This is a genomic window from Rahnella sp. 2050, from assembly GCF_040544515.1.
In the GTDB taxonomy this organism is placed as follows: Bacteria; Pseudomonadota; Gammaproteobacteria; order Enterobacterales; family Enterobacteriaceae; genus Rahnella; species Rahnella aceris.
Window position 1 is genome coordinate 91,440 of the sequence record NZ_JBEPKE010000003.1, and the last position, 17,365, is coordinate 108,804.

Annotated in this window: 16 protein-coding genes; 11 read left to right on the forward strand and 5 right to left on the reverse strand. The window is 53.6% G+C overall.

Going from position 1 to position 17,365, the window contains the following annotated elements; all coding sequences use genetic code 11:
* The first annotated feature begins 77 nt into the window (after positions 1-77).
* Genes otsB through ABIC79_RS14020 form a run of 3 tightly spaced genes read left to right on the forward strand, consistent with a single transcriptional unit; the run spans position 78 to position 3,973 of the window.
* A complete protein-coding gene (otsB, locus tag ABIC79_RS14010) occupies positions 78-872 on the forward strand; it encodes a trehalose-phosphatase (protein ID WP_013577720.1) in 795 nt (264 codons plus the stop codon).
* The gene (otsA, locus tag ABIC79_RS14015) at positions 869-2,275 is read left to right on the forward strand and encodes an alpha,alpha-trehalose-phosphate synthase (RefSeq protein WP_354567546.1); all 1,407 of its coding nucleotides are present in this window, start codon (positions 869-871) and stop codon (positions 2,273-2,275) included. Before otsB ends, otsA begins: the two co-directional genes overlap by 4 nt.
* 27 nt (positions 2,276-2,302) lie before the next feature.
* On the forward strand, positions 2,303-3,973 hold the full coding sequence (locus ABIC79_RS14020) for an alpha,alpha-trehalase (RefSeq protein WP_013577718.1): 1,671 nt from the start codon (positions 2,303-2,305) through the stop codon (positions 3,971-3,973).
* Here the strand turns inward: ABIC79_RS14020 and ABIC79_RS14025 are convergent.
* Entirely contained in the window at positions 3,964-4,854 is an 891-nt protein-coding gene (locus tag ABIC79_RS14025) for a LysR substrate-binding domain-containing protein (protein WP_131637545.1), read from the reverse strand. The two genes, ABIC79_RS14020 and ABIC79_RS14025, sit on opposite strands and share 10 nt — an antisense overlap.
* 107 nt (positions 4,855-4,961) lie before the next feature.
* On the opposite strand from ABIC79_RS14025, the gene ABIC79_RS14030 reads away from it, so the two are divergent.
* The gene (locus tag ABIC79_RS14030; RefSeq protein ID WP_112197998.1) at positions 4,962-5,687 is read left to right on the forward strand and encodes a sulfite exporter TauE/SafE family protein; all 726 of its coding nucleotides are present in this window, start codon (positions 4,962-4,964) and stop codon (positions 5,685-5,687) included.
* 3 nt (positions 5,688-5,690) lie between these two features.
* Positions 5,691-6,089, forward strand: a complete 399-nt coding sequence (locus tag ABIC79_RS14035) for a YybH family protein (RefSeq protein WP_013577715.1) — start codon at positions 5,691-5,693, stop codon at positions 6,087-6,089.
* Between the two features lie 43 nt (positions 6,090-6,132).
* On the opposite strand, the gene ABIC79_RS14040 is transcribed toward ABIC79_RS14035, so the two are convergent.
* A complete protein-coding gene (locus ABIC79_RS14040; RefSeq protein WP_014416479.1) occupies positions 6,133-7,122 on the reverse strand; it encodes a nitrilase family protein in 990 nt (329 codons plus the stop codon).
* A 114-nt stretch (positions 7,123-7,236) separates the two neighbouring features.
* Here ABIC79_RS14040 and ABIC79_RS14045 point away from each other — a divergent pair, with 114 nt between their 5' ends.
* Complete coding sequence (locus tag ABIC79_RS14045; RefSeq protein ID WP_119262289.1) at positions 7,237-8,112, forward strand: LysR family transcriptional regulator; 876 nt, start codon at positions 7,237-7,239, stop codon at positions 8,110-8,112.
* Between the two features lie 115 nt (positions 8,113-8,227).
* On the opposite strand, the gene ABIC79_RS14050 is transcribed toward ABIC79_RS14045, so the two are convergent.
* Positions 8,228-8,692 (reverse strand): GNAT family N-acetyltransferase, encoded by a 465-nt coding sequence (locus tag ABIC79_RS14050; protein WP_013577712.1) that lies wholly within the window; start codon positions 8,690-8,692, stop codon positions 8,228-8,230.
* Positions 8,693-8,885: 193 nt separating this feature from the next.
* On the opposite strand from ABIC79_RS14050, the gene ABIC79_RS14055 reads away from it, so the two are divergent.
* Positions 8,886-9,281: a YebG family protein gene (locus ABIC79_RS14055; protein ID WP_013577711.1), complete on the forward strand. Its 396-nt coding sequence runs from the start codon at positions 8,886-8,888 to the stop codon at positions 9,279-9,281.
* Between the two features lie 52 nt (positions 9,282-9,333).
* On the opposite strand, the gene ABIC79_RS14060 is transcribed toward ABIC79_RS14055, so the two are convergent.
* Positions 9,334-9,966: a helix-turn-helix domain-containing protein gene (locus tag ABIC79_RS14060; RefSeq protein WP_013577710.1), complete on the reverse strand. Its 633-nt coding sequence runs from the start codon at positions 9,964-9,966 to the stop codon at positions 9,334-9,336.
* A 134-nt stretch (positions 9,967-10,100) separates the two neighbouring features.
* Between ABIC79_RS14060 and ABIC79_RS14065 the strand changes: the two genes are divergently transcribed.
* On the forward strand, positions 10,101-11,495 hold the full coding sequence (locus ABIC79_RS14065; RefSeq protein ID WP_119262290.1) for a M24 family metallopeptidase: 1,395 nt from the start codon (positions 10,101-10,103) through the stop codon (positions 11,493-11,495).
* A gap of 221 nt (positions 11,496-11,716) precedes the next feature.
* On the forward strand, positions 11,717-13,927 hold the full coding sequence (gene fhuE / locus ABIC79_RS14070; protein ID WP_223509567.1) for a ferric-rhodotorulic acid/ferric-coprogen receptor FhuE: 2,211 nt from the start codon (positions 11,717-11,719) through the stop codon (positions 13,925-13,927).
* Between the two features lie 160 nt (positions 13,928-14,087).
* Here fhuE and ABIC79_RS14075 read toward each other — a convergent pair whose 3' ends face one another.
* Positions 14,088-15,422 (reverse strand): glycoside hydrolase family 10-like protein, encoded by a 1,335-nt coding sequence (locus ABIC79_RS14075; protein ID WP_370633766.1) that lies wholly within the window; start codon positions 15,420-15,422, stop codon positions 14,088-14,090.
* A 279-nt stretch (positions 15,423-15,701) separates the two neighbouring features.
* On the opposite strand from ABIC79_RS14075, the gene ABIC79_RS14080 reads away from it, so the two are divergent.
* Together ABIC79_RS14080 and ABIC79_RS14085 are read left to right on the forward strand one after the other, a co-directional pair.
* The gene (locus ABIC79_RS14080; protein ID WP_168444366.1) at positions 15,702-16,022 is read left to right on the forward strand and encodes a metalloregulator ArsR/SmtB family transcription factor; all 321 of its coding nucleotides are present in this window, start codon (positions 15,702-15,704) and stop codon (positions 16,020-16,022) included.
* Positions 16,023-16,066: 44 nt separating this feature from the next.
* The gene (locus ABIC79_RS14085; protein WP_013578300.1) at positions 16,067-17,356 is read left to right on the forward strand and encodes an arsenic transporter; all 1,290 of its coding nucleotides are present in this window, start codon (positions 16,067-16,069) and stop codon (positions 17,354-17,356) included.
* Positions 17,357-17,365 lie beyond the last annotated feature (9 nt).

Consider the following 17,365-nt stretch of genomic DNA (forward strand, 5'->3'; position numbering starts at 1 on the left):
TACCTATTGATAATTCATTTCAGAGGTTTTCAACGCAATGACGCGTTGAGCTGTAACTCATTAAAAGGAGAGTCACTTTGACTGCAGAAATTCAGGAAAATACAACCGAAACACCGCTTCTCCCTGTATTGGACAGTCGCCAATACGCCTTCTTTTTCGATGTCGATGGCACACTTGCTGAAATCCGCGCTGAACCGGATGCCGTCACCATCCCCGCTGAAGTTCGTGATCATCTGCAAACGCTGTTTGCGGCCTCTTCCGGCGCGCTGGCGCTGGTGTCGGGGCGTCCGGTGGAACAGCTTGATCAGTTGGTCAGCCCGCTGGTTCTCCCTGCTGCGGGTGTTCATGGGGCTGAAATGCGCGACGGTAATGGCACTCTGCACCGTGTCACCTTACCCGATGATGTGGCGCAGGAGGTGCAACAGACCCTCGAAGCGGGCATGGCCGCACTGCCGGGTACCTTGCTCGAAACCAAAGGCATGGCTTTTGCTTTGCATTATCGTCAGGCGATGCTGCATCAGCAGCAGGTATTAGCACTGGCTGAATCCGTGGTGGCAAAATTCCCTGAGCTTGTTCTTCAGCCGGGTAAATGCGTTCTCGAGATTAAACCCCGCGGTAAAGATAAAGGCGCAGCGATTTATACGTTTATGCAACAGACGCCATTTTCCGGGCGTATTCCGGTATTCGTCGGCGATGACCTGACCGATGAAAAAGGGTTCGAAGTGGTTAACGCCATGCAGGGGATCACGGTGAAAGTCGGCGAAGGTTCAAGTCTGGCGCATTATCGCGTCAAAACCGTTCGCGATGTTTACCGTTGGATCGAGGCGTTACAACGTCACACATTAACATTTAACAAGGAGTCTGAATTATGAGTCGCCTGGTGGTTGTCTCTAACCGAATTGCCATTCCTGACGGTTCCAAATCCGCCGGTGGACTGGCCGTGGGCATTCTGGATGCGCTGAAAAATACATCAGGCCTCTGGTTTGGCTGGAATGGTGAGATAAGTGAAATATCGGGCGAAGAAGAGGATGACCTGAATCTGATGGAAGATGACGGCATTACTTACGCTTCGGTTCCGCTTAATCAAAACGATTACGATCTGTATTACTGCCAGTTTTCCAATGCCGTACTTTGGCCAGCACTTCATTATCGTATTGATCTGGTGGATTTCCAGCGTGAAGCCTGGGACGGTTACTGCCGGGTCAATGACATGCTGGCGAAAAGATTGCAGCCGCTGATCAAAGCAGACGATATCTTGTGGATCCACGATTATCATTTACTGCCGTTTGCCGCTGCGCTGCGCAAACTCGGCGTAAAAAACCGCATAGGTTTCTTCCTGCATATTCCGTTCCCGACCCCGGAAATTTTTAATGCGGTGCCGACGCACGATGAATTGCTCAAGATGATGTGTGAGTATGATTTACTGGGCTTCCAGACCGAAGGTGACCGCCTGGCGTTTCTGGATAATCTCAAGGCACTGACCGATATTGAAGATTGCGACGCGCATCAGCATCAGACATTTGGCAAAACCTTTGCCACTGGCGTATACCCGATCAGCATTGCGCCGGAAAGCATAAAGGAAATGGCCGAAGGCCCGCTGCCACCGAAAATGGCGGCGATGGAACGTGAACTTCGCGAAGCGAAAAACATCATTTCCTGCGAGCGTCTCGATTACACCAAAGGGCTGCCGGAACGTTTTCTGGCCTTTGAGGCATTGCTGGAAAAATTCCCGCAGCATCGCGGTAAAGTGCGCTATTCGCAAATCGCTCCGACATCACGCGGCGACGTGCAGGCTTATCAGGAACTTCGTCATCAGCTGGAAACCGAGGTGGGGCGCATCAACGGTAAATACGGTGGCATCAACCAGACGCCGCTGTTTTACCTCAACCAGCATTTCCAGCGCAGCCTGCTGATGAAATTATTCCGTCTGACGGATGTCGGGCTGGTAACGCCGCTGCGTGATGGCATGAATCTGGTGGCGAAAGAATATGTCGCCGCGCAGGATCCGCAAGATCCCGGCGTTCTTGTTTTGTCACAATTTGCCGGTGCGGCGAATGAACTAACGTCGGCGCTGATCGTCAACCCTTATGACCGTGATGACGTGGCGGCGGCGCTGGATAAAGCGCTGACCATGCCGCTGGAAGAACGGCTTGAGCGTTATAACGACATGATGGCGGTGCTGCGTAAAAATGATATTGCGAACTGGGGCGAAACCTATTTGCGCGATTTATACGCCATTTCGCCACAGGGAGAAAAAAACAACGCTGTCGCATAAACTTTCTAAGCAAGAGGCTTGCTGCATATGCAAAATGCGAATTACCAGACGAATGAAAACGCGCTGTTTGACAGCGAAAACGCTGATAGCGAAGAGACGCGTCTGAGCGAGCTCGAGCCCATTGAACTGATCCTTGACCGGATGATGGATGCGGAACCGGAGCCGGGGATGATCGAAGGTTTGCCGCCTTCTGATGCCTTAACGCCTGCCGACCGTTATCTGGAATTGTTTACCAGTGTGCAATCTTCAGGGCTTTTCGAGGACAGCAAAACCTTTCCCGACTGCCCGCCGAAAATGGATCCGCTGGACATATTGCTGCGTTATCGGCGGATAAAAAACCATCCGGGCTTCAACCTGAAACGATTTGTGGACGCGCATTTCTGGCTGCCGGAACATCGTGATGATGAATACGTCTCCGACCCCGGCGATTCGCTGAAAGAGCACATCGACAAACTGTGGCCGGTGCTCACGCGCCAGCCGGAAGACCACGTGCCCTGGTCGTCACTGATGCCGTTGCCCCAGGCCTATGTGGTGCCGGGCGGGCGTTTCAGTGAAACCTATTACTGGGATTCTTACTTTTCGATGTTAGGGCTGGCGGAAAGTGGCCGTAATGATCTGTTGCGCACCATGGCGGATAATTTCGCCTGGATTATCGAGATGTACGGCCATATTCCTAACGGCAACCGCACGTATTATCTCAGCCGTTCCCAGCCACCGGTGTTTGCGCTGATGGTCGAACTGTTCGAGGAAGACGGCGTGCGCGGTGCGCGGCGTTACCTTGACCATCTGAAAATGGAATATGAGTTCTGGATGGACGGCGCGGATTCTCTGGCGCCGAATCAGGCTTACCGGCATGTGGTTTGCCTGCCGGATGGCACGCTGCTCAACCGTTACTGGGATGACAGGGACACACCGCGCGATGAATCGTGGCGCGAAGATGTCGAAACCGCGAAACTTTCGAGCCGCCCGGCAAATGAGGTTTACCGCGATTTGCGCGCTGGCGCGGAATCCGGCTGGGATTATTCGTCGCGCTGGTTGCGTGACGGGCATCGTCTCGCCAGCATCCGCACCACGCAATTTATCCCGGTGGATCTGAATGCGTTTCTGCACAAGCTGGAAAGTACCATTGCCAATATTTCCGGACTGAAAGGGGATAAAGTCACCGAAACGTTATTCCGCCGGAAAGCCGAAACACGCCGCGAGGCCATCAACTGTTATCTGTGGGATGACAACGAAGGTTGTTTCCGTGATTACGACTGGCACCGTCAGCAAATGGCGCTGTTTTCTGCCGCCAGCGTGGTGCCTTTGTATGTCGGACTTGCCAGCCATTATCAGGCCGAACGTCTGTCAGACGCCGTGCGTACCCGCTTACTCACACCCGGCGGCATCATGGCGACAGAATATGAAACCGGTCAACAGTGGGATAAACCCAACGGCTGGGCACCGCTGCAATGGATGGCGATTCAGGGCTTTAAGCAATACGGCAATGATGTGCTGGGCGATGAAATTGCCCGTAACTGGCTGAAAACCGTGAATCAGTATTATCAGCAACACCATAAACTGATTGAGAAATACCACATTTCAGGCGACACATCCCGCGAAGGCGGCGGCGGGGAATATCCGCTGCAGGACGGTTTCGGCTGGACCAACGGCGTCGTGCGGCGGTTGATTGGTTTATATGGTGAGAATTACGACTGATTGCCGCATTCACCCTGGGCCACCAGCCAGCGTTCAAACGCCTGGTGGATCAGGGTTTTCTGCACGCCCACTGGCGTCAGGGCGTGGTAATGGCAGGGCGCGACGGTAATCTGCGGGAACAGCGGTATCAGATTCCCGCGACGGATTTCCGCCGACAACGTACTGACCGGCCCCAGCCCGACGCCAATTCCTTCCAGCATCGCATGCAACGAAACGTGAAAATGATCGTAACGGCGAAAGCCGCTGACCGGCGGTTTCTCCAGCCCTGCCGCCGCCAGCCATAAATTCCAGTGTCCGGGACGGGTGAGGGTTTCAATGCGCGGACATTTCAGCACGTCCTCCGGCGTCTCCAGCGGAAAGCGTTTGAGCAGCGCCGGGGCGGCCATCAGGCAATGGGTATCAGCCAGAAAAGGGATCGCGGAATATTCCGTGGCACCGGTTTCACGACGGATCAGCAAATCGTAATGCCCCACAATGTGTAACTGCTCGGTATTGGCCGTAGAGATTTGCAGGTTTGCCTCAGGAAATTGCGTATAAAAATCATCAAGGCGAGGCAGCAGCCATTTCAGGCTCATGGTGGTTGGCACGCTGACATTGAACACGTTATTCCGCCCGCCATTACCGTAGCGCAGGGCGATATCCGACAGGGTATCGAACGCACTGCCCAGCTCGCGTGCCAGCGTCAGCGCATAAGGTGTCGGCACCCGCCGCTGGCCTTCTTTACGAAATAAATTCACCCCAAACCACTTTTCCACCCCCTGAATATGGCGGCTTACCGCGCCGTGCGTAATGCATAACTCCTGCGCTGCGGCGGTAAAACTCCCGGCATGACAGGCGACAAGAAAGGCGCGGAGGGCCGTTATCGGGGGAAGTGCATGCATGATCGTTCCTTTTTAATCACGATTATGTGACTTTTTATCACGGGTTACGCCATTTCCTAAACGCTATCATCGCCCGCATTCCCCCTGAGAAAAGGAAATGTGACGTGATGTATGTGGTGATTGCTCTGACGGGCATACTGGCGGGTGTGATCAGCGGTGTTGTCGGCACCGGCGGTTCCATCATGCTGTTGCCGGCGCTGACGTATACTTTCGGCCCGAAAACTGCGATTCCGGTGATGGCGATTGCCGCTATTGTCGGCAATATCTCCCGCGTGCTTCTCTGGCGCAAAGACATCAACATTCGGGCATTTTTGCTGTACGCCATGCCCGGCATTCCCGCCGCCGTTCTCGGCGCAAATACCCTGTGGGAAATGCCCGCCACGCTGTCGAATATGTGTATCGGCGCGTTCTTCTTGTTGCTGATCCCTTTGCGTCATTACGCCCGTTGCCGGGCGTTTACCCTCAGCAGTGCGCAACTGGCGATGGCAGGCACGCTGACAGGGTTTCTGACCGGTGTGGTATTTTCAACCGGCCCGCTGACCATTCCGGTTTTCGCCGGTTACGGGCTGGTGAAAGGTGCGCTGCTTTCCACCGAGGCTGCCGCTTCGTTCGCGATTTATTTCGCCAAAGCCTCAGCGTTCAGCGTGATTGGTGCAATGCCGTGGCCGGTGTTTTTGAGCGGCTTGCTGGTGGGTGGCACACTGACGACAGGGATGCTTATTGGCAAAAAATTTGTTATTAAGATGTCAGAGACATCCTTCAACCGCCTGATCGACATCATGTTATTTCTGGCGGGCATCTCTTTACTCTGGAACTCAGCAAAAGGACATTAACGGATGAGTACACACCCGATCCGCCAGGTTATCGAAGCCTGTGACAAAGCCATATCCGTCAGGGATTTTGACGCACTGATGGCGCATTATGCCGAAGAGGCGGCGCTGGTAATTAAACCGGGCATGATTGCCCGCGGCAAAACCGACATCCGCAAAGCCTTTATCGCCATCTCGGATTATTTTCAGGATCAGCTGGTGGTAGAACAGGGCGAAATGCAGGTGATTGAAGGGGCAGAGGATGCGCTGGTGATCATGGAAACGGTGCTGCATTTCCCCGACGGACAGGGCGGAAAGGTGACCACTACCCGCCGTGCCACCTATGTTTTCCGCCATGAACCGGACGGTCGCTGGCTGTGTACCATCGATAATTCATACGGCACATCGCTGTTGGATCAGGAATAAGGCTCCGCAAGGAGCCTTTTTCGCTTCATCAATCCACGGTGATTTAGCGTTTTGGGAGCCCCGGTAATTCCTCAGAAAAACGTGCAGTCATTGCATCCCGCTCATAGCCCTGATATTCAGTCAGAATATGATACAAATCGGGTCTGCGGCCTGCCATCCAGCGCCTGCCGGTACTCATCGGGATCAGCGATAAATCCAGATCCGCGCTGACCATCGCATCCGCAGCAACCCAGGTTTCATCGACGATCCGGCCATAAGGGTCGAGGATCATCGCGTTACCGGTGCGTACTTCATCATCATCGGCACCGACGCCGTTACTGAACAAAATAAACATGCCGTTATCGTGAGCGCGTGAGGGCAACCAGCGCATCAGCCATTCCCGGCCGCTGGGACCTTTAAACGCTGCGGTAATCTCTTCTTTGCGTTCAGCACGCTGCTGCCACAATGCCAGCGGTATCGGTTTCATGCCGTGCGGGCTGCGTGAATGTGTGCCGCCGGTCTGATGCGGTGCCAGTAAAATATCTGCACCCAGCAGGGCGGTGGCACGGGCATTTTCCACCAGATTGTTGTCCCAGCAGATGAGGATCCCGACCTTCACGCCCCAGGGGGTCCCGAACACGGTATAACTGTCGCCGCAACTGAAAGCCTCATGCTCAAAGGCGTGCATTTTGCGGTGGATGTGTAACGAACCGTCAGGCATGCAGGCGGCGTAGGCATTATACAGACGCCCGTCAGCGGCACGTTCGATAAATCCGGCGCCAATCAGCATCTGATGTTTCACGGCCAGCGAGCGGATCAGCGCAACAGAGGGGCCGGTGTCGGCTGGCTCCGCCAGTGCCTGAACGCCAGCAGCATCGAGTTTGGGCACGTGCCAGTAACCGGTGATACACATTTCCGGAAAGGCCAAAATATTGACGCCTTCAATAGCCGCTTTTTCGATAAAACGCTCCATAATTAACAGGTTATATTTTTTGTTACCCGCCTGATGCTGAAATTGAATGACCGCTGCTTTGAGTGTTTTGGGGTCCGACATGATCTTCTCCATACGTCTTCAGGGATTTCGGTTGACGCTGGTATTAGAGCAATGCGACTGATAACTTTATAATGAAATGATTTCCAAATCTGATAACCCAATGGAATATATAAAGTGAACACACGTTTGCTCAGGGCTTTTGTCACACTGGCTGAAAAAGGGAATTATGCGCAGGCAGCGCAGGCGCTTTCCGTTTCACAACCGGCACTCACCAAACAGATCAATCTGCTGGAATCGACGCTGAACGTGGCGCTTTTTGCCCGCGGACGACAAGGCAGTGCGCTGACAGCCGCAGGCCAGCGGCTTTTGCCGGAAGCGGAGAAAGTATTGCGACAAATGGCCGCGTTTATGCAACATGCCAGCCAGGTTGAAAAGGGGGGAGAAGGGCTGCTGGCTGCCGGATTCGGCCTGTCGAGTTTCATCCTGGCGCCACAATGTATTGCGAAATTCCGCGCAGCATATCCCGGCGTGGATATCACGCTGGAAGATCTGCCTTCCGCGCAGCAATACGACATGCTGCAACGCGGGGAACTGCACATTGGTTTTGTGCGTGTCCCGCCGCCTGCACCGCTCAGTTACCACGCGCTGTTTGAGGATAAACTGGTGCTGGTGGTGTCTGAAGATAACGGCGAGGATATGAGTGAAAGGCTCAGGAACCGTCCGTTACTGCGTTTGTATACTGAGCGGGCGGGGGGGCTGAATGCGCAGACAGACCGTTTTTTACAGGAGAATCTGTTTCATGTTTCATCGGTTCAACTGGCGGAGGATATCCAGACTATTGTCGCACTGGTAGCGGCCGGGATCGGCGTGGCGTTGCTACCCGAAAGCGTCGTGCATATTGCGCCGCCGGAGCTGAAAATACTTCCGCTCACCGGCCCTGCGACGCGCTGGCAGGTGGGGATTGCATGGGACGCCCGGAATGAAGATGTCATTCGCGATAACTTTGTGCGGATGGTGACTGAAAATCTCAAAGCCGCTGCCTGTATATAGAACGGTCCGGAATGTGGCCCGCGCCATCAGGCCGACGGCGATGAGTTCACCAATGCGAAAGACCCTGACCAGAATTCAGTTTCTGTTTCCAGCCGTGCGTTCAGGAAAGCCTGAACTACCCGTCTTTGTTCAGGTAAATTCCTGGCCGGGTGATGACCCAGGTGTAGTCAGGTTCGTTAACCGGTGTGTAACCAAACTTTTGATACAACCACGGCGCGGTAGAAGTAAAGAGTGCCATCCGGCGAAGTTTTGCTGTGACCGGATGCGACTGCACACATTCGATCAGCCATGCGCCCAGATTTTTCCCCTGATAATCTTCCAGCACATAGACATCACACAGGTAAGCAAAGGTGGCGTAGTCCGTGATAAAGCGGGCGTAACCGATCTGTTTTCCGTCGTCGAACAACCCGAAGTTCAGGCTGTTTTCTGCGCCAGCGCGCACCGTCTGTTCGTCAATGCCCGGCGCCCAGCTTGACCGGGTCAGGTAGGCGTGAATTGCCGGAATATCCAGTTTTTGAAAATCGGTAGTGATCAGATAAGTGTCTTTGGTCCAGTTGCATACAGCTTTCAGGTTTGTCACGGGAACCTCACAAGTTCGTTGAAAACAGGTCGTTTTCTACCTTACCGGCTCACGCTGAGAAATTCACCCGCGTTATAGTTGCCAGGGTATGTGCCCGGCCTTTGACGCGCCGCACTATAAAAATCAGGCCGGATGATGTATCCTGCACTGATTATTGGTATGCTGTATATAATTACAGTATAAGGAGCGAATCATGGCTGTTGAAACAAAATTTGTTGTGGTCAGAAAAGGTGAAGAGAAAATGACTTTTGCCAATAAGAAAGAAGCAGACGCTTACGACAAGATGCTGGACATGGCGGATGCTTTTACTGAATGGCTGTTACAGAGCAATATCGGGATGGATGAAGCACTGGCGGAAAACATTGCACTTCACCTCGCCGAGCAGAAAGACACCGTCCAGCATATTCTGCGCACCAGCAAATTGCCGGAAGCAGAAATCGCACACCAGCCCGCTGCTGAAACGCCAGCAGAAGCAGAAGCAGAAGAAGTGGTCGCAGAAAACGTGGCTGCTGAAGAAAATGCTGCCGAAGAAAATGTTGCCGAAAAACCTGCCACTGCCAAAAAAGTCCGTGCGGTAAAAGCCGCGTAACTGAGAGAACAGCGTGCGTAACGGCACGCTTTCTTCCCCCCTGATACCACGCTCAGTATTTCAGTGGCAAACGGATCACTTCTTTCAGAATACCGTTGTGGAGCCTCACATATCCCCCCTGTTTCAATTGTGAAAGCACTTTCATGATCGTGCTGCGTGAAAGGTGCGTCTTAAGCTGAATGTAATGGGCAGCAGGAATATTTTCGCGTATTTCCGGCGGTTCTTTCATGAGTTCCATGAGCTGGTGGCGCAGAATTTCATAGGATGTTGGTGCCGTCAGCATTGTGCTTTTGACATAGAGATTGTTGGTCATCCTGAAAAAGTGCTTTGCCATTGGCTCCCACAACTCCAGACGATCAATCAGGGCATGCATCTCCGCCACGGTGGAGACGGCAATCTCAGATTCATCCTGCGCCTGAATAAACATTCTGGCCTCTGAGGGCACCGCACCGCCAATACCAATGATGCCCGGCACTGACAACGTGCCTATCAGCACAGGTTCGTCGTTATGAAAGGTTTTAAACCAGCCTTTGCGAATGAAATAACAATAAAATTCCCCCCTCTCATACAGATGGAAGCGCGAGCCCGCGGGGACAGTACGGAACTGGAGATAGGGAATAAGTTCGGCAAATAGCTCAGCGGTAGCCTGACTGAGGTCTTTGCCCTTATCACTCTCGGTAACCATCGTTATTAACCTCGTCAGGCAGCAACAGCAGGGAATTACCTTAAATTTAGCAGAGTTCCCTGTCCGGTGAATGCGGCCTTAAGAGGCCGTTTGGGGCATAATCCTCTTTCCCCCGCCATGCAAAAGGACACGCAATGAAAGCTGAACATGAGTATTCACTGAAAACCCTCCCGGCTCCCGCGACTTACCCTCACATTCCCACCCCGGTATTATCCGATGAAACCATGGCGTCACGCCTGCGTCATATCCTTCACGCAATGCAACAGCATCAGCTCGACAGCCTGGTGATTTATGCCGACAAAGAACACGGCGGCAATTTCGAATATCTTGCGGGTTTTATCCCGCGCTTTGAAGAAGCCTTGCTGGTGGTGCGCGCGACCGGTGAACTGACTTATGTTATGGGGAATGAAAATCTGAAACTGGTTCCCCATGCGCGCAACGCGGGTCGCTGCCTGCATGCGCCGGTGTTTTCCCTGCCCAACCAGCCGATGAAACATCATCAGCCGCTGCACGATTTGCTTAAATCTGCCGGTATTGCTGACGCGCAGCACGTTGGCATTGCAGGCTGGAAACTGTTCAGATGTGACCCTGTCACGGATAAAACCACCTTTGATGTGCCCGCGTTTGTCCTCGACGCAGTCCGAAAGGCCGCGGGCGTGGCTGGAGATGTGGTCAACGCCACCGGTCTGTTTACCTCGCCAGAAAATGGTGCGCGGCGGATTAATACCGCTAATGAAGTGGCGTTTTATGAATACGGCGCCAACCTGGCCTCCACTCAGGTGCTTGCGGCGCTGGATACGATTGCACCCGGCAAATCAGAAAAAGAAATCGGTCAGTTACTGGCAGGAGAAGGCCAGCACGGGAACGTGATTATGATTGCCGCGACGGGCGAGCGTTTCGCCCATGCGAATCTGTATCCTTCCGACAAAACTATCCGGCATGGCGATAAGTTTTCGCTCACCGCCGGATACAAAGGAGGCCTCACCAGCCGTGCGGCGTATGTGGTGGCGGCGGAAAATGAATTACCGGAAGAGGTTTCGGACTGGTTGCAGCGGCTCGCGATACCCTATTACCACACGGTAGTAACCTGGCTTGAAGCACTGCGCATCGGGCTGACCGGCGGCGAGCTTTATCAGCTTGTTGAGCAAACGCTGCCACAGAGCATCTATCACTGGCATCTCAATCCCGGCCATCTGGTTGCAGATGAGGAGTGGTTGTGTTCTCCGGTATACGGTGGCTCAGTGATCCCGTTTGAAAGTGGCATGTTGTTTCAGATTGATATTATTCCGTCATTACCCGGCTATGGTGGCAGCAGCATCGAAGATACGGTAGGGCTGGCAGATGAATCACTGCGAAAAGAGCTGGAAACGCAGTTCCCGGAGGTCTGGCAGCGTATGGTCACCCGTAAAAAATACCTGACGGACGTGCTGAGTATTCGCCTTTCCGAGGACGTGATTCTGCTTTCCAATACTGTCGGTTACCTGCGGCCTTTCCTGCTGGATAAGTCGCGGGCTTTGGTGCGGACGTAAAGCAATTTGCCTCATCATTAAACCCGGTGAAGTTCTTCGCCGGGTTCTTATTTTCCTCTGAATTTTTTTGCATTCATAATTTGTTACTTATTAAGATGAATCCTCTGCGCGACAGGGTTAATGTTAATAATTACTATTCACATTCTCATTTCGAGCTGTTCTGGTTAAAACAATAAATAGAAACAGACTCGCCCTTAAAAAAATTGCTATGGGAATGTGTTATGTCTTTGAATGGCAGGGTATATGACGTGCAGCAGGGTGCGTTAAAGGTAAGAAAAACATTTACGGTTTCCACACTGGCGCTGGCGATTTTTGTTCTGGTGAATCCGGCGCAGGCCGCTGAAACCGGCAGTGGGACGACAGGCACCGCGAATACCGCCGCATCCGGCTCGCAGCAGGATATGGTGATTGAAGGTTCGGCGACCGCCGCTGCCAGCGACGGGCAGGATTACGCGGTCAAAACCACCACTGCGGGCACCAAAATGAACCTGACGCCGCGCGATATTCCGCAGTCGGTCAGTGTGATCACCAAACAGCGCATGCAGGATCAGAACCTCCAGTCGGTGGGGGACGTGCTGAATAACACCACCGGCATCTCGACGGAAGTCATCGACAGCGAACGCGTATCCTATTTCTCCCGCGGTTTTTACATCAATAATTACACCTACGACGACATTCCAACGTCCGTCAGCGACACCTGGAATTTTGGTGATGCCGCCGAAGACACCGCGATTTATGACCGCATCGAAGTGGTGCGTGGCGCCACAGGCCTGATGACCGGGGCGGGCAATCCGGCCGCCTCTGTCAACATGGTGCGTAAACACGCCGACAGCAAAGAATTCACCGGCGATATCAGCGCCAGTTACGGAAGCTGGAACAAACAGCGTTACGTGCTCGATGCTTCCGGCCCGCTGAATCAGGAAGGTTCGGTGCGCGGGCGCGTGGTAGCCGGTTATCAGGATCAGGACAGCTGGCTGGATCGCTATCACAAGCGTAAAAAATTCTTCTACGGCGTGGTGGATGCCGATGTGACCGATAACACCACCGTGTCGCTCGGTTACGATTATCAGGAAAATAACACCGGCAACCCGACCTGGGGCGGCCTGCCAACCTGGTACACAGACGGCTCGCGCACGCATTATGACCGCAGTACCAACACTTCCGCCGACTGGACGAATTATGCCATTCAGTCGCGTAAAGTGTTCGCCAACGTTAAACATGACTTTGATAACGGCTGGACATTCCGTGTAAACGGCACACATGGCGAGCAAACGTTTAATGATAAATTGCTGTATCTGATGGATTTCCCGGATCACACGACGGGCACTGGTCTCAGCGGTTTTGGCAGTAAAGACCGTGGCACGCGCAAAGTGGATTCCCTCGACACTTACGCCACCGGGCCGTTTGAACTGTTTGGCCGTCAGCACCAGATGGTGGCTGGCGTCAGTTACAGCCGCCAGCACAACCAGACTTACAGCGCAGACGGTTCTCTCGACAGCGACACAATTGGCAGTTTTGGCAACAGCTGGAACGGCAATGTCAGCGAGCCGGAGTGGGGAGACTGGTATCTGAATGCGGACGATGTCATCCGCCAGAAAGCCGGTTATTTCGCCACCCGCTTCTCACTGGCGGATCCGCTTTCGCTGATCGTTGGCGCACGTTATACCCAATGGAGCACCAATGGCAGCAGCGGCAGCATGAGCAAGAACAACATCACGCCATACGGCGGTCTGGTGTATGACATCAACGACACCTGGTCGGCATACGCCAGTTATACGTCCATCTTCCAGCCGCAGACTGACCGCGATATCAACGGCCATTATCTGTCCCCAACCACCGGGAAAAATTACGAAACCGGGCTTAAATCCGCGTGGATGGACGGTCGTCTGACCGCCACAATGGCAGTATTCCGTATCGAACAGGATAACGTGGCACAGGAAGATGGCAGCAACCACGTTAACGGCTCCAGCGAGCAGGCGTATGTCTCGGTCAGCGGCACCGTCAGCAAAGGCGCTGAGTTTGAGATCAACGGCGCGGTGACCGACAACCTGCAAATGACCTTTGGTGCGACGCGTTATGTCGCGAAAGACGAAACCGGCAGCCGTCTCAACAGCAATATGCCGCAGACCCAGCTGAAATTGTTCAGCCGCTACCAGCTACCGATGATGCCGGATCTGACCGTCGGCGGCGGTGTAAACTGGCAGAACCGCACCTTCCAGGATGCCACCGGGCCGGACGGCGAAACGCATCGTGTATCGCAGGGCAGCACCGCGCTGGTGGACCTGTTCACGCGTTATCAGGTGACAAAACAGCTGTCCGTGCAGGCCAACATCAACAACCTGTTTGACCGCACGTACTACTCGTGGCTCAGTGATTACGCCGTTTACGGTGAACCGCGCAATGTCTCGGTCAGCGCAAATTACACGTTCTGATATGAAGGTTTAACGCGCAATAAAAAAAAGGCACCGCCTGCGAGTTCAGGCGGTGCCTTACTGTCATTCTCTGTCCGTGCACGGGACTATCGTCGCGTGATCAGAGGACTGGAAGCAGCGGCAAAGGAATTCAGCATAGATGGATGTCAGCTAACTTATTTCAGCTTCCCCAGCGGCTTTTCAGGTAACGGACCGCGTCCAGCGTCTGCGGCTGGTTGAGGTAGTTTTCGCGGAACAAAATCGTGCCGTTAATTTGCGGTACGGATTCATTCATATCGAGCTGTTTCTTCAGCTCCGGCACGCCGCCGCTGACCATCCAGTCCGGTTCATTTTTGGACGGTTCACCCACTTTATACAACGCGACACCAATGTAGAGCCGCGTATGTGTGGGCTTGACCACATTTGCCCACCAGTTTGCCAGCACGTCATAACGCGCCGCCTTGCGGGAGAATGGCCAGTACAGTTGCGGCGCAATATAATCGAGCAAACCTTGTTGCACCCACAGGCGGGTATCCGCATAGGCTTCATCGTAAGCCGCTGCGCCGGAAGTTTGTGAACCTGCCGGATCATGCGACACGTTACGCCAGACACCCGCCGGACTGACGCCAAATTCCACACCCGGTTTCAGCTGTTTTATGGTGCGTGAAACCTGCTCAATCAGCATCTGGGTATTGTGACGCCGCCAGTCGGCTTTAGAAGCGTAACCCTGACCGTACTTCCGGAACGTCAGGCTGTCATCCAGCGAGGAACCCGGTGATTCGGAATAAAAATAGTCATCAAACTGCACACCATCGACAGGATAACGCGCCACCACTTCCGCCACGATGCTGGTGATCCAGTCGCGCGCCTCAGGAATACCAGGGTCCACCACGAAACGATCCCCGGAGGTTCGGATCCAGTCGCGGTGCAGCACAAACACGCTGGCAGGGTGCAGTGGCAATGTCTGATTCAGTTCTGCCACAGTCGAAGGTTTGGTGTTCACAGACACACGGTAAGGGTTAAACCACGCATGGACTTTCATCCCGCGCTTGTGCGCTTCATCGAGCATAAACTGCAACGGATCATAACCCGGATCCTGACCAATTTTGCCCGTCAGCATATCTGACCACGGCAAAATTTTTGAAGGCCAGAACGCAGTACCGTCAGGTTTTACCTGGAAGAAAACCGTATTGATGCCCAGACTTTTAAGCTTATCCAGCTTGGCAGTCAGCGCTTGCTGCTGCTGGCTGATGCGCGAAGACGCACTGCCGGCATTCACCGAATTAACCGGTGGCCAGTCGAGGCGGGAAACGGTCGCCAGCCAGACGCCGCGCACGGGTTCATGACTCTGCACAGGTTGACCAGGAAGAGGGTGCTTCGCCACCGGCGGCAGCGGCGTCACCAGTGATTTTGGCGGTGTCGAGGCACAGCCAGCCACCAGTAACAGCGCAAAAGCCACAACGGCACCAGGGTGTTTGACGGCGGTGACGCAAGGAAAATGACGGGAAAAAGCGATGATAAACTCCGGTGATGTCTGGTCGTCGCGCGAAAAGAAACATTTTCTTATTATTGAAATTAAAGTCAATCACTCATGCACTTAGCGCTGACGTCAGCGCAATCTGCAAACCTGCCAGGATTCCGATTTCTGGAATCTGATATTGTATTTAACATAATCATGATTATGCGCACCGAAAGCAGGCGCCATATTTCCCTGAGTTCATTTCTGAAATCTGTGCTTTGAAAGCCATCATATATGGATTAGCATATGTTTTATTAATCCACAACGGGACTCAATATGTTACAGCCTGCGCAGCTTTTTAAACTGCTTGCCGACGAAACGCGCTCGACTATTGTGATGCTTCTCAGGGAATCAGGAGAGCTTTGCGTTTGCGATATCTGTGCCGCAACGGCGGAATCACAACCCAAGATCTCCCGTCACATCGCGCTGTTACGTGAAGCCGGACTGGTCACAGACCGCCGGGAAGGAAAATGGGTACATTACCGCCTCTCACCACAAATGCCTGCATGGTCAGCGGCGATTATCGATTCTGCATGGAACTGTGACCGCGAAAATATACGCCGCAAGCTGAATAATAAGTCACCGATTTCATGTTAAAACCATAAACACATTCACTATAACAAATATGTACGGAGTCGATCATGTTGCTGGCAGGTACTATTTTTTTACTCACCCTGATTCTGGTTATCTGGCAGCCCCGCGGGCTGGGCATTGGCTGGAGCGCCATGCTGGGTGCGGGTCTGGCATTACTGACGGGTGTCGTTCACCCGGGTGATATTCCGGTTGTCTGGCAAATAGTCTGGAACGCAACGGCCACTTTTATTGCCGTTATCATTATCAGCCTGCTGCTGGATGAATCGGGTTTCTTCGAGTGGGCGGCACTGCATGTTGCACGCTGGGGAAACGGACGCGGGCGTCTGTTATTTACCTGGATTATTTTACTGGGCGCGATGGTCGCTGCCCTGTTCGCCAATGATGGTGCCGCACTGATTCTGACGCCGATTGTCATGGCGATGCTGCTGGCTCTGGGTTTCAGTCGCGGCGCGACATTAGCCTTTGTCATGGCAGCCGGGTTTATCGCGGATGTTGCCAGCCTGCCGCTGATCGTCTCAAATCTGGTGAATATTGTCTCGGCTGATTTCTTCAACCTGGGATTCACGGAATATGCGTCCGTCATGGGCCCGGTTAATCTGGCAGCCATTGCGACAACACTGGTCATGCTGCACCTGTTTTTCCGCAAAGACATCCCGCCGGTTTACGATATTTCTCTGCTGAAACAGCCTGCTGAGGCTGTCCGCGATGCCAGCACCTTCAAAGCAGGCTGGCTGGTTCTGATCCTTCTGCTGGCGGGTTTCTTTGGTCTTGAACCCCTCGGCGTACCGGTCAGCCTGGTCGCCGCTGTCGGCGCACTGATCCTTTATATTATCGCCAGGAAAGGTCACATCATTAATACCGGCAAAGTGCTGCGCGGCGCGCCGTGGCAAATCGTCATTTTCTCGCTGGGTATGTATCTGGTGGTTTATGGTTTACGTAATGCCGGGCTGACGCATGCCCTGTCTGCCGTGCTGAATCAGCTGGCAGAACAGGGTTTATGGGCCTCTACGCTGGGAACCGGCTTTATCACCGCCTTCCTCTCTTCCATCATGAACAATATGCCGACCGTGCTGATCGGGGCGCTGTCGATTGATGGCAGCACAGCCACGGGAGTCATTAAAGAGGCGATGATTTATGCCAACGTGATCGGCAGCGATCTGGGGCCAAAAATCACCCCGATTGGCAGCCTGGCAACACTGTTATGGTTGCATGTGTTGTCACAGAAGAATATGACGATTACCTGGGGATATTACTTCCGGGTGGGTATTGTCATGACTCTGCCTGTGCTGTTTGTCACGCTGGCAGCTTTAGCGCTGCGGTTGTCTGTGGCGCTGTAACGGATGTTT

Bases quoted from the DNA above. Each gene is read 5' to 3' on its own strand.
- otsA (WP_354567546.1), top strand. From the start codon at position 869: ATGAGTCGCCTGGTGGTTGTCTCTAACCGAATTGCCATTCCTGACGGT.
- ABIC79_RS14020 (WP_013577718.1), top strand. From the start codon at position 2,303: ATGCAAAATGCGAATTACCAGACGAATGAAAACGCGCTGTTTGACAGC.
- ABIC79_RS14025 (WP_131637545.1), bottom strand. From the start codon at position 4,854: ATGCATGCACTTCCCCCGATAACGGCCCTCCGCGCCTTTCTTGTCGCC.
- ABIC79_RS14030 (WP_112197998.1), top strand. From the start codon at position 4,962: ATGTATGTGGTGATTGCTCTGACGGGCATACTGGCGGGTGTGATCAGC.
- ABIC79_RS14035 (WP_013577715.1), top strand. From the start codon at position 5,691: ATGAGTACACACCCGATCCGCCAGGTTATCGAAGCCTGTGACAAAGCC.
- ABIC79_RS14040 (WP_014416479.1), bottom strand. From the start codon at position 7,122: ATGTCGGACCCCAAAACACTCAAAGCAGCGGTCATTCAATTTCAGCAT.
- ABIC79_RS14055 (WP_013577711.1), top strand. From the start codon at position 8,886: ATGGCTGTTGAAACAAAATTTGTTGTGGTCAGAAAAGGTGAAGAGAAA.
- ABIC79_RS14060 (WP_013577710.1), bottom strand. From the start codon at position 9,966: ATGGTTACCGAGAGTGATAAGGGCAAAGACCTCAGTCAGGCTACCGCT.
- ABIC79_RS14065 (WP_119262290.1), top strand. From the start codon at position 10,101: ATGAAAGCTGAACATGAGTATTCACTGAAAACCCTCCCGGCTCCCGCG.
- fhuE (WP_223509567.1), top strand. From the start codon at position 11,717: ATGTCTTTGAATGGCAGGGTATATGACGTGCAGCAGGGTGCGTTAAAG.
- ABIC79_RS14080 (WP_168444366.1), top strand. From the start codon at position 15,702: ATGTTACAGCCTGCGCAGCTTTTTAAACTGCTTGCCGACGAAACGCGC.
- ABIC79_RS14085 (WP_013578300.1), top strand. From the start codon at position 16,067: ATGTTGCTGGCAGGTACTATTTTTTTACTCACCCTGATTCTGGTTATC.